At 41.1% G+C, this 12,015-nt stretch carries 12 protein-coding genes and 1 other annotated feature; all 12 genes read right to left on the bottom strand.

All coding sequences use genetic code 11. The features are described from left to right. Positions 1-179: 179 nt before the first annotated feature. The 12 genes from ileS to ftsZ all read right to left on the bottom strand — a co-directional run bounded on the left by ileS (position 180) and on the right by ftsZ (position 12,014). Entirely contained in the window at positions 180-2,936 is a 2,757-nt protein-coding gene (gene ileS / locus G476_RS0109950) for an isoleucine--tRNA ligase (RefSeq protein ID WP_026689978.1), read from the bottom strand. Between the two features lie 59 nt (positions 2,937-2,995). Further along, positions 2,996-3,225 (bottom strand) — a binding site (T-box leader). A gap of 75 nt (positions 3,226-3,300) precedes the next feature. Then, positions 3,301-3,804 carry a DivIVA domain-containing protein gene (locus tag G476_RS0109955; RefSeq protein ID WP_026689979.1) on the bottom strand — a complete coding sequence of 168 codons (504 nt, stop codon included), beginning with the start codon at positions 3,802-3,804 and terminating at the stop codon, positions 3,301-3,303. 398 nt (positions 3,805-4,202) lie between these two features. Next, entirely contained in the window at positions 4,203-4,976 is a 774-nt protein-coding gene (locus G476_RS0109965; RefSeq protein ID WP_026689980.1) for a YlmH family RNA-binding protein, read from the bottom strand. Between the two features lie 128 nt (positions 4,977-5,104). Next, positions 5,105-5,365, bottom strand: coding sequence for a YggT family protein (locus tag G476_RS0109970; protein WP_026689981.1), 261 nt, complete (start codon positions 5,363-5,365; stop codon positions 5,105-5,107). 13 nt (positions 5,366-5,378) lie between these two features. After that, positions 5,379-5,834 carry a cell division protein SepF gene (locus tag G476_RS0109975; protein WP_026689982.1) on the bottom strand — a complete coding sequence of 152 codons (456 nt, stop codon included), beginning with the start codon at positions 5,832-5,834 and terminating at the stop codon, positions 5,379-5,381. 19 nt (positions 5,835-5,853) lie between these two features. Further along, a complete protein-coding gene (locus tag G476_RS0109980; protein WP_026689983.1) occupies positions 5,854-6,537 on the bottom strand; it encodes a YggS family pyridoxal phosphate-dependent enzyme in 684 nt (227 codons plus the stop codon). 34 nt (positions 6,538-6,571) lie between these two features. Next, complete coding sequence (gene pgeF, locus G476_RS0109985) at positions 6,572-7,405, bottom strand: peptidoglycan editing factor PgeF (RefSeq protein ID WP_051314737.1); 834 nt, start codon at positions 7,403-7,405, stop codon at positions 6,572-6,574. A gap of 70 nt (positions 7,406-7,475) precedes the next feature. Then, the gene (locus G476_RS0109990) at positions 7,476-7,766 is read right to left on the bottom strand and encodes a YlmC/YmxH family sporulation protein (protein ID WP_026689985.1); all 291 of its coding nucleotides are present in this window, start codon (positions 7,764-7,766) and stop codon (positions 7,476-7,478) included. Between the two features lie 274 nt (positions 7,767-8,040). Then, positions 8,041-8,826 (bottom strand): RNA polymerase sporulation sigma factor SigG, encoded by a 786-nt coding sequence (gene sigG / locus G476_RS0109995; RefSeq protein WP_026689986.1) that lies wholly within the window; start codon positions 8,824-8,826, stop codon positions 8,041-8,043. Positions 8,827-8,947: 121 nt separating this feature from the next. Continuing rightward, positions 8,948-9,667, bottom strand: coding sequence for an RNA polymerase sporulation sigma factor SigE (gene sigE / locus G476_RS0110000; protein ID WP_026689987.1), 720 nt, complete (start codon positions 9,665-9,667; stop codon positions 8,948-8,950). 19 nt (positions 9,668-9,686) lie between these two features. Next, a complete protein-coding gene (gene spoIIGA / locus G476_RS0110005; protein WP_026689988.1) occupies positions 9,687-10,607 on the bottom strand; it encodes a sigma-E processing peptidase SpoIIGA in 921 nt (306 codons plus the stop codon). 222 nt (positions 10,608-10,829) lie between these two features. Next, the gene (ftsZ, locus tag G476_RS0110010; RefSeq protein WP_026689989.1) at positions 10,830-12,014 is read right to left on the bottom strand and encodes a cell division protein FtsZ; all 1,185 of its coding nucleotides are present in this window, start codon (positions 12,012-12,014) and stop codon (positions 10,830-10,832) included. Position 12,015: the final 1 nt, after the last annotated feature.

The following is a 12,015-nucleotide window of genomic DNA, read 5'->3' on the forward strand; positions in this document are numbered from 1 at the left end:
TTCTATTTTCTCCCCCACCTGAATACTTAGACTGGACAAGTTTTTCTATATAAGGTAATGGTCTTTTTCGTGAGTCCTTCACATTTGGATGAAGAGCAATTTCACCACTACTAATGCGAAATAAATAAACACAGAAAAAGCCAAAAGAACCATCTAGGTCCTTTTGGCTTTTTGTTTGATTACATGTAGTGATTTTCTACGGTCTCTGCACAGCTTGAGCATAAGCTTGGGTGGTTTTCGTTAGAACCAACCGTTTTACTTACAACCCAGCATCTTTCACACGTTTCCCCTTCAGCAGGAGAAACAACCACACTTACGCTTTCGTATGATTTGGCTTCAGATGGTGCATTGCCTTCTTCCAAAGTAACTTCGGAAGTAATGAGTAATTTGTTTAAATGAGGTAATTCACTTAACAGCTTGTAATCCTCACCTTCAGCAAAAACATGTACATGAGCAGTTAATGATTTTCCGATTACTTTTTCACTACGGGCTTCTTCAAGGGCTTTTAATACATCGTCACGAAGCTCCATGAAACGATCCCATTTCTTTGTAAGCTCTTCTGCGTTTTCATAAGTCTTTTCTTCAGGCATATCCGTAAGTTGGACGTTTGCTGCTTCTTTTTGCGGCAGCTCTTCCCACGCTTCGTCCGTTGTATGGCTTAAAATTGGGCTTAAGAGCTTCAAAAGGCTCACTAATACTTCATACATAACCGTTTGAATACCGCGACGAGTTGGATCGTCTGCGTGCTGGATATAAAGCGTATCTTTTGCAATATCCATATAGAACGAGCTCAAGTCGATGGTACAGAAGTTATGGACTTTGTGATACACCTGGGCAAACTGATACGTATCATAAGCATTTTTCACGTCTTTTACAAGATCGTTGAGCTTTACAAGCATGTAACGGTCGAGTTCACTTAAATCGGCTTCTGAAACCGTGTGCTGTGTTGGGTCAAAGTCGTGAAGGTTACCAAGCAAGAAGCGGAATGTGTTACGAATTTTTCGATATACTTCTGCTACTTGTTTTAAGATGTTATCCGATACTCTCACATCTGACTGATAATCGACCGATGCTACCCACAAACGAAGAATATCTGCACCTAGTTGATTCATGACTTTGTTTGGAATAACGACGTTACCAACACTCTTACTCATCTTTCGGCCTTCACCATCTAGAGTAAATCCGTGGCTGACAACAGACTTGTATGGTGCTTTTCCTGTAATCGCAACAGCCGTTGATAAAGAAGAGTTGAACCAACCGCGGTATTGGTCGGATCCTTCAAGGTAAACATCAGCCGGCCGCTGAAGTTCAGGGCGTTCAACTAAAACACTTTGGTGAGACGATCCTGAATCGAACCAAACGTCCATAATGTCCATCTCTTTTGTAAATTCACCGTTTGGACTATGTTCTGAAGTGAAGCCTTTTGGAAGAAGATCCTTAGTCTCCCACTCAAACCAAATGTTTGAGCCGTGTTCACGGAATAAAGCACTTACGTGATCGATTGTTTCATCGTTTATGATCGGTTCACCATCTTCTCCATAAAAGATCGGAATCGGAACCCCCCATGCACGTTGACGGGAAATACACCAGTCTCCTCTGTCACGGACCATGTTGTAAAGACGCGTTTCTCCCCATTTCGGTAGCCACTCCACACTGTTTACTTCACGCAAAAGATCTTCACGAAAGTCTTTAATTGAAGCAAACCATTGAGCAGTCGCTCGGAAAATGACCGGCTTTTTCGTACGCCAATCGTGTGGATAAGAGTGTGTCATAAATGAAAGTTTAACCAAAGCTCCTGCTTCTTCAAGTTTTTCTGTGATCGGTTTATTTGCAGTATCATAGAAAAGCCCTTCAAAACCAGGTGCTTCCTCTGTCATTACACCTTTGTCATCTACCGGGCATAGCACATCTAGTCCGTATTTTTGACCAACAATATAATCATCTTCCCCGTGTCCGGGTGCTGTGTGAACACAACCTGTTCCAGCATCAAGTGTAACGTGATCACCTAGGATGACAAGACTTTCACGGTCGTAAAGAGGGTGCTGGGCTGTTACATTCTCTAGTGAGGCCCCTTTCATCGTACGCTCGACCGTTACATCTTCCCATTCAAGAGCAGCTGTTAGGGTTTCAAGTAGACCTTGAGCGACAACATACTTTGATCCGTTCACATTTACAACTGCGTAATCGAGTTCAGGGTGCACGGCAATACCCAAGTTTGCAGGAATCGTCCATGGTGTTGTTGTCCAGATCATGAATTTCTCATCTTGCCGAAGAACACCTTTTCCATCCTTTACATTAAATGACACATAGATGGATGGGGATCGTTTATCTTCATATTCAATCTCTGCTTCAGCAAGAGCAGACTCTGAAGATGGGCTCCAGTAAACAGGCTTTTTCCCTTTGTAAATATACCCTTTTTTCGCCATTTCACCGAAAACTTTAATTTGTTGAGCTTCATAATCATGTGTAAGAGTAATATATGGGTTATCCCAGTCTCCTCGAACACCGAGACGTTTGAATTGCTCACGTTGACTGTTTACTTGTTCAAGAGCATACTCTTCACATTTTTTTCTAAACTCGGCAACGCTCAATTCTTTACGCTTTACTTTCCCCTTTTTCGTAAGAGCTGTTTCAATCGGTAAACCGTGAGTATCCCATCCGGGTACATACGGTGCATGAAAGCCGCTCATGGACTTGTAGCGTACGATAAAGTCCTTTAAGACTTTATTTAACGCATGCCCCATATGAATGTCACCATTAGCGTATGGCGGTCCATCATGTAAAACAAAAAGTGGGCGTCCTTCCGTGCGTTTTTGTACTTGGTCGTAGACGTTTTCTTGCTCCCACTTTTCTTGAATGCCAGGCTCACGATTTGGTAAGTTTCCTCGCATTGGAAAAGCCGTTTTCGGCATCAAAAGCGTTTCTTTGTAGTTCATAGATCTTCCTCCTGTATTTTAAATCCTATTAATAAACAACAAAAAAACTCCTCATCCCAAATAGGGACGAGAAGTTTACCCGTGGTACCACCCTAATGAACGACCAAAAAAATCGTTCACTTAACGCATTCGTAACGTGAATGAAGCGACACGGCTTACTCCGAAATGCTCGTTTCAGTGTGTGACTCAAGGGTGATCTTCCGTTTATCAAGTACACCGGGCTTACACCACCCCCGGATCGCTTGTTTGTACATAATAATAAACGTACTCTCCCTGTCAACGTCGTCAATATATGTTTCCATTATAGACATGTATGCTAAAGATTATAATGGAAATGTTAAAATTCTGCAACCGATTCGGTTCTTTAGCCTTTAGCGTTTTCATAAGCTTCGTCTGCTTCTTCTACACCCCGTGCCAAGTCATCCCACTCATCTCCGGATAGCATTTCAAGTTGAGCTTCAACAAGCATCTTAAAACGCGTGCGATAAACCTTGGATTGTTTTTTTAGCTCTTCAATCTCAAGAGCAATTTTTCGCGACTTTGCAAGTGATTCATTTATGATACGATCCGCATTTTTCTCAGCTTCTTTTATAATAAGCTTCGCTTCTTTATCGGCACTTCGCTTTACTTCTTCAGCCGTTTCCTGAGCTACGAAGATGGACTTGTTTAATGTGTTTTCAAGATTTGAAAAGTGATCGAGTTTTTCTTCAAGGTCGTTGACGCGATCGAAAAGTTCCTTTTTCTCTCGAATAACCATTTCATAGTCCTTAATGACCTGATCTAAAAATTCATTTACTTCATCTTCATCATATCCGCGAAATCCACGGGTAAACTCTTTGTTGTGAATATCAAGTGGGGTTAATGGCATTACAGGCACCTCCAATTAAAATCGTGTTGTATAAAGACCTTGTAAAAACAGGCACGGCCCTCCAACTTATGTACTATTGACTTTGATTCGACATCATTTCAACGAATTCCTTCTTTTATGTCAAATTTCTTATGGTTGTTTTTGTAAAATGAGTATCCTCATTCATCAGTATGTAAGGCTCCGCTTCTCGCCATCCGCTCCCTATCCTTAGGGGTGCCGGCGAGCCAGTAAAAACACCTGCTTCTTTCTCTACTAGTAACGCTTCGTAGCGTTCTGTGTCGAAGCAACTTCCTTGAGGACTCACGATGTAAATGCTTGTCACTACTAGCGTTCAGCTACGCATAACAAAAGGACACGACACTTTACATTGAACAAAAGATTCGTTAAATGTGTAGGGATTACTCCGGAAATCCGACAATGAGCTTTATTTTATCTTTCTTTGTTCTACCTTCATCGGATATTACTTTGGCTCTCCCTTTTCCTCTTACGGAAAGAACGTCACCTGGGACTAGTTGCATCCCTTTGTCTGTCGTCACCTTCCAATTTACTTTAACAAATTCCCCTTCAATAATCTCTTTCATTTTGGAGCGGGAAAGGTTGAACATCTCAGCAGCAACCGTATCAAGCCTTAACGACGAGACCATTACCATTGACTCTTTCCACGAGTCATTAGGCTCAATGATATGCTCGAAATTGGTTCTCTCCAACTTGACGGAAGCTTTACCGATCTTGTGAACGTTCATTTCTACATAGTCGGAAATTTCATTAGCAATAACAAATTGCAACGAATCGTTTTGTTGCAAAATGTCACCGAACTTCTCCCTTTTCAAACCAATATTCATTAATGCACCTAAAACATGAGGATGCTCAATTGTTACGAATTTGGATGGATATTGAACTTCAAATAAAGTAACCATGAAGTCTTCTTGTTCGAGTTGGTAATAGCTTGGGTATAAAAGGGCACGCTTACGTTCAGCCTTTTCATGTCCACCAAAAAAGGAAAGGCACACATCTCCTTGATTGCCTATGAGATTTTTAGTAATGAGTTGCTGCCTTGGATCAAGAAAGTCAGTAAGCTTGGGACTATATTGGTCCATTACAATTTCTTTCCACTCAAGAACATGATCCACGAAGGCGTGCTCATCTTTTCGATAATGTTCGTACACACTCATGGGGGCTAACTCCTTTTTGTAGCAGTGCTTTCGTTTAAAATAATTTGACCTTTTTTATCCAACAGACTTAAGGGTCACTCTTCTAACTCAAAAAGGCGCGGACCTGTTAGTCGCGCCTTTACCGAAACTTAAAACCAACCAGCGATTACGAAAAGACCTTGTCGCGCGAAATTGAGCACTAGAAGGGCTACGATTGGCGAGATGTCAATCATGCCAAGAGGAGGAATAATGTTTCTAAACGGTGTTAAATATGGTTCAACAAGCCTACCTACCATTTGACCGAATGAAGATTCCTTCAAGTTTGGCACCCAAGACATAAAGATATAAATAAAGACTAAAAAGGAGTAAAACATCATAAGCGTTGCAATTAAGTTTATTACTGTAATCATTTCAATCACCTACCTAAAAATTCTGTCTGTCATCCGAAAGAAGCTCGGAAATCGACCCCGTGACATCTACATTGTCCGGTGTGCATAAAAAGATGTTTAAACCAAGCTTTTGAATGTCTCCTCCAATAGCATACACTGTTCCACTCAAAAAATCGACGACTCTTTTTGCTTGATCCTTATGAATACGCTGCAAATTAATGACTACTGTCTTTCTGTTTTTTAAATGATCAGCAATATCCTGACACTCATCATAACTATGAGGCTCAATGAGCATCACTTTTGCACTGGATTGCTGAATACTTGTTAAGGACACCACGTTCCCTTTCTCTTTTTTCTCATTCGAATGAGAAGGGCGTTCTTCACGCTCTCGATCGTGCTGCTGATAGGAAGGTTCTTCATAAGTATCAGTATCTTCTACAAATTCATCTTCCATTTCAAAAAAACGTTTGATCTTTGTTTTGAGTCCCATTTTACACCTCTCCTTTTTACTATCGTTCTTTTCCTAATAACGCAGAGCCTACCCTTACGAAGGTTGCTCCTTCTTCAACAGCTACCTTATAGTCATTGCTCATGCCCATCGATAACTCTCGGCAAGGGGCGTGAGGATAATTCCTTTTTTCTACTGCTTCTTTCAATTCTCTAAGCTGTTTGAAGTACGGCCTTACATCTTCAGGGTCGTCAACAAATGGCGCCATTGTCATTAAACCGACAACTTCAATTGCTGGGTAATGCCTTAATTCTTCAATGAATGGTATCGTTTCTTCTGGAGTTAAGCCGGATTTAGACTCCTCTCCTGATACATTCACTTGAACGAAACACTTCAATGGGGCTTGTCCTTCAAAACGCTTCTGAATTTCTTTAGCAAGACTCATGCGATCGAGTGAGTGTAAATAGTCGAAATGGCCAACAATGTGTTTGACCTTTTTACTTTGCAGGTTGCCGATGAAGTGCCACGTCCCGATATCTGGGATTGCCTCTCGTTTCTCGACACCTCCCTCAATTCGATTCTCACCGATGTGCCTGATCCCCGCTTGTAAAGCTTCCTTTGTTCTCTCAAGAGAAACATACTTTGTAACGGCGATGACTGAGACAGCCTCAGGTTCACGGTCAACACGCAAACATGCTCGATTAATTTCATCTTTTATTTCAAAAAAGTTTTCTTTAACTGACACCACAATGCCTCCTTACGTCTAAGGCCATTCATCATTACCTTAAACCGATAAAGCTCATCATTCTACCTGTTTTTCCATTATCCCGACGGTGGGAATAAAATAAGTCTGATTGTTCATATGTACAGTGGGTAGATACAAACACTCGATTCTCTTGTACCCCTTCTGCTAGAAGGAGGTCTCGATTAATTGCCTTGAGGTTAATAAGATAATGATCTTTCCTCGTTTTTTTTACGCTATCTTTTGCATTCAGTGGTAATCGATTAACTTGTTTTACGACTCGCTCATCCACTTCATAGCATGGCATGGAAATGGAGGGCCCAATAGCAGTGTATACATCTTTAGGATGAGCACCTGCCTCTTTAAATGCTTTTAGCATGCCTCCTGCGATATTTCCGACAGTTCCTTTCCACCCTGCATGAGCAAGCCCTACAAGCCCTTCTTTTGGAGCGAAAAAATAAAGTGGCACACAGTCTGCATACATACTAACGAGTAAGACACCTTTGTCTTTTGTAAAAAAACCGTCTGTTCCTTTAATAGCCGTTTCTAACGTGGTACTTCCTGCTCCACGATCACTAGCTGTTATTTCTTTTATTTGATTACTATGAATCTGTTCTCCTACGACCATCTCATTTAATTGAAACCCTGCAGCTTTTGCTAATTTCTCTCGATTTTTAACTACCGTTCTAGGGTCATCTTCTGTATGAAGACCTAAATTAAGCGACTCGTAGGGGCCTATGCTTTCTCCCCCGTGCTTCGTCGAAAACCCAGCACTCATTTCAACCTGCTCTACTCTCGCAACGTCTATAAAGGGTGTAATTTGTAAATATAAAGGGGAGCCTGATTCCGTAAAAAGGGTTTGTTTCGCCATAATCATACCCCCGTGTCATTGTTTCTTTTTATTCTACCATTTTTTTTCGCGTACTGGAACAAAGGAACGGTTAATAAGTCGTATCGCCCTTGCTTGGCGGTAAATATTGCCCCTCTGTAAAGCTATTATCATTATGCCGAACCAAGATAACGTCAGAACCAATTTTAATCACGTTATTCCAAGGAATGACAACTTCTTGATCCTTTCCACCAAAAAGGTTCATTACTTTACCTCCCCCAATAATCAACGCCTCTACTCTACCTGTATTTAAATTAATATCAAGATCTGAAATGTGACCTAACAACCTTCCATCGGCCAAGTTCACAATGTCTTTTGATTGAATATCCGAAATTTTAAGCACGAAAGTCCCCCCTTATCTTTTCTACCATTGTATGCGACCGTATAAACGGTTATGTTTGGCATGGAGAAAGGGTAAGATACGTCTTTAACGTGTAATAAACAAGTTCAAAATCAAGTGGATCAGAGACACAAGAAAACACCCGTTTTACCCACGCCTGAATGAATCGCGAGCAAGTATAGACGCAAGATGATCCTTTAGCAACAAACAAAAGATCGTTCTTAATAAAATTACAAAAGGCCAAAACATGAGGAGCACCACATGTTTTGGCCTTTCTTTACTCTTTAGCGTGTTTATTCATTTGTTGAATTGCAGCTTTTTCAAGTCGCGACACTTGCGCTTGGGAAATGCCTATCTCGTCGGCTACTTCCATTTGGGTTTTACCTTGGAAAAAGCGCATGTCCAAAATCAGTTTCTCCCGATCATTCAATCGAATCATCGCTTCTTTCAAAGCGATTTCTTCAATCCATTGCGAATCCTTTTGTTTATCGTCACTAATTTGATCCATCACAAAAATCGGGTCGCCACCATCATTGTAAATGGGTTCAAACAAGCTAACCGGATCTTGTATGGCATCGAGGGCAAAAACGATGTCCTCTTTAGGTACGTCGAGCACTTTCGCAATTTCTTGAATCGTCGGTTCACGGTCCCGCTTTTTCTCACTCATTAGCGTATCACGAACTTGCAACGCTTTATAAGCAATATCACGAAGGGACCTTGAGACGCGAATCGGATTATTATCCCGAAGGTAGCGTCTGATTTCACCGATGATCATAGGGACCGCATACGTTGAGAATTTTACATTCTGGCCCAAATCAAAGTTATCAATTGACTTCATCAAACCAATGCACCCAACTTGAAATAAGTCGTCCACATATTCTCCACGATTGTTAAAGCGTTGAATGACGCTTAAAACAAGGCGCAGGTTGCCGTTAACAAGCTTTTCCCGCGCTGACGTATCACCGTTTTGCATTTCCTCAAACAAAATGCGCATTTCCTTGTTTTTCAAGACCGGTAGCTTTGATGTATCCACACCGCAAATTTCAACTTTGTTTCGTGTCAATGCCTTCCCTCCTAGCAGGAGCTGATGTACAAAATCAGTTTCTCCGCCTGAGGGAAATTTATGCAGAAAGTGAGATTCTACAAATATTCACTTAACTTACAAATTAGAAAAAACCTTGATATTAAACCATTTTATTGAATTCTTTCCTTAACCTTTTAATGATTCTTTTTTCCAATCGTGATATGTACGACTGGGAAATACCTAAAAGGTCGGCCACATCCTTCTGCGTTTTTTCTTCATCACCCGCTAGACCAAACCGTAGCTCCATGATTTGTTTTTCTCTTGCAGTTAGGGTTTCTAGTGCTTTCACGAGAAGTTTGCGATCGACTCTATCTTCGATTCCTTTGGTGATAATGTCCTCTTCAGTACCCAACACATCTGAAAGAAGAAGTTCATTGCCATCCCAATCGATATTTAACGGTTCGTCAAAGGATACTTCCGAACGAATTTTGTTGTTTCTTCTTAAATACATTAAGATCTCGTTTTCGATACAACGAGAAGCGTAGGTAGCTAGCTTGATTTTTTTCTCAGGATCAAAGGTATTCACTGCTTTAATTAAGCCAATGGTACCAATGCTAATGAGATCTTCAATATTAATCCCCGTATTCTCAAACTTTCTTGCAATATAGACAACAAGTCGAAGGTTTCTCTCGATCAACATCGATCGTACAGCTTCATCACCGTTTGGCAACTTCTTTAAAAGAAGTGCTTCTTCTTCTTTTGTAAGAGGTGGTGGAAGTGCTTCACTTCCACCGATATAAAAAACCTCGTCGGCTTTTAGACCGAGTTTCATAAGAACTTTATACCACCAAAGTTTTATCTTCATTTTAAGTATTCTCATTGTTTACCCCCTATTGTATTTATGCCGAGGATTTTTTCTGCTCAGAAAACATCCCTGGGTGAAGAATACAATCATAGTCATCAACTGAACTAAGCGGTGTGTAGCTAAGACCTACCAAAACATTCGTACACGTAAACCGTTCGTTTTCCTTTTCAGGATAAACCTCCACACATTCCGGCTTTAGTGCCCATAAAAATTGATGGTTTTTTCCAACCGTACGATAAGGCACGAGCGTAACACTAAATTGTTCTACAGCTTGGAAATCAGTCACCCCACCCGTGCCTTGTTCCGTTAATTCAACAAGCTCTGTAGGGAATGAGTGCCTATGCTTTGTCATATCAATAATCATGACAGGTCGATTTGAAATGGGGTCTTTTAGTTGATTTCCACTGTCCACAAACCCTTTTAAATTCAATTCAATCCCAATTGTGTTTACTTTAACACTCATAATTTGGTCATAACGAATTTTCGCAGTTTCAATGCCATAAATGGATTTTTTAGAGAAGTAGTAAACCACTGGAAATCCAACCACGACAAACAGCCAACTGACACCACTTCCGAATCCACTCATTCGCGTGGCAAGCGTACCGTTAACAAAAAACATTTCCGTTGAAAAGAACGAATGGGCAGCGATTAACCCCCCACCTGTCATAAAACTAACAAAGTAAAACATCATCCAAGCTTTTAAAAATACTTTAAACCCTTTAAACCCAAACGTTGCATAGACGATGATCAGTGAATACAAAGCCTTAAATAATGGGTGCGCCACGAGAGTTGATACAGGAGAGAATAATAAAAATAAGTACATAGAAGCAATAAAAGCACCAAGGACTAAACGTCGCTTTTTTACTGACCGTTTCAGGGCTAAAGCAGTCAATGAGAGTAGCATCCAATCAATTAAGAAATTGAGTAGCCATATCACATCCATATAGAGTGTCATGTAGAAACCTCATTTAAAAAGAATTTGAGATTAGTATAGCTTAACCCCTGTTCTATGTCTGTCACTTTTTGGATGGTGAATGCATGTTATTTTGAGAGATTTCTTATGAATTTGTCAAAATCAGCTTTAGACAAACTTCACTTAAAAAGATATTGACTATCATTACCTTTTCTTAAACAACAAAAAAAAGCAGCCCTTTAAAAGGGACTGCTTTTTTCATTATTAACGGCGACGACGGTTACGTAAGAAAGTAGGAATATCCAAGTTGTCGCCACTATCTTCTTGAGGTTGCTTGTAGCTTTTGTTCGACTGTGGTTGTGGCTCACGAGCAGGTGGCTCTTCATAAGTTGGTTGAGCCGGTTGTTGGTGCGTTTGTTCCGGACGAGGTTGAGGAGCTGGTGCTTCTCTTCTCGTTGTATTCATTTGTTGGCGAGCCATCGCTGGACGGTCCTCAACATCATCAAAACCTGTGGCAATCACCGTAACAACGATTTCATCTTTCAAGTTCTCGTTAATGACGGAACCGAAGATCATGTTTACTTCGCTGTCAGATGCAGAAGAAACGATTTCAGCAGCCTCGTGAACTTCAAAGAGACTCAAGTTGGAGCCACCCGTAATGTTCATCAATACCCCTTGAGCGCCATCAATTGACGTTTCAAGTAATGGGGAGCTGATTGCTTTTTTAGCGGCCTCTGCCGCACGGCTTTCACCGGTTGCAATACCGATCCCCATTAAAGCAGAACCCTTTTCGCTCATAATTGTCTTCACGTCGGCGAAGTCGAGGTTAATGAGTCCTGGTACAGCGATTAAATCGGAAATACCTTGTACACCTTGACGAAGAACGTTATCCGCTTCACGGAACGCTTCTAGCATTGGTGTGTTTTTATCGACGATTTCAAGTAAACGGTCGTTAGGAATCACGATAAGCGTGTCCACTTTTTCCTTAAGGGCGCCAATACCGCTTCCTGCTTGGTTCATTCGCTTACGACCTTCAAATGTGAACGGACGTGTTACTACTCCGACAGTTAATGCTCCAAGATCTTTAGCAATCTCTGCAATAACCGGAGCTGCTCCAGTACCAGTTCCGCCGCCCATTCCGGCTGTGATGAAAACCATGTCTGCTCCACCTAGAACTTCTTCTAGTTGTTCACGACTTTCTTCAGCTGCTTTCTTACCGATATCAGGATTTGCTCCTGCTCCTAATCCACGAGTTAACTTTCCGCCAAGTTGGAGTTTCTTTTCGGCTTTTGAAAGATGTAGAGCTTGGGCATCCGTATTCACCGCAATAAACTCTACCCCTTGCAATCCATTTTCGATCATTCGGTTTACGGCGTTACTTCCGCCGCCACCTACACCAATTACTTTTATCGTAGCTAATTGCTCCATGTCCATTTCAAACTCTAACATT

It is taken from the genome of Alteribacter aurantiacus DSM 18675, from assembly GCF_000429705.1.
GTDB lineage: Bacteria > Bacillota > Bacilli > Bacillales > Salisediminibacteriaceae > Alteribacter > Alteribacter aurantiacus.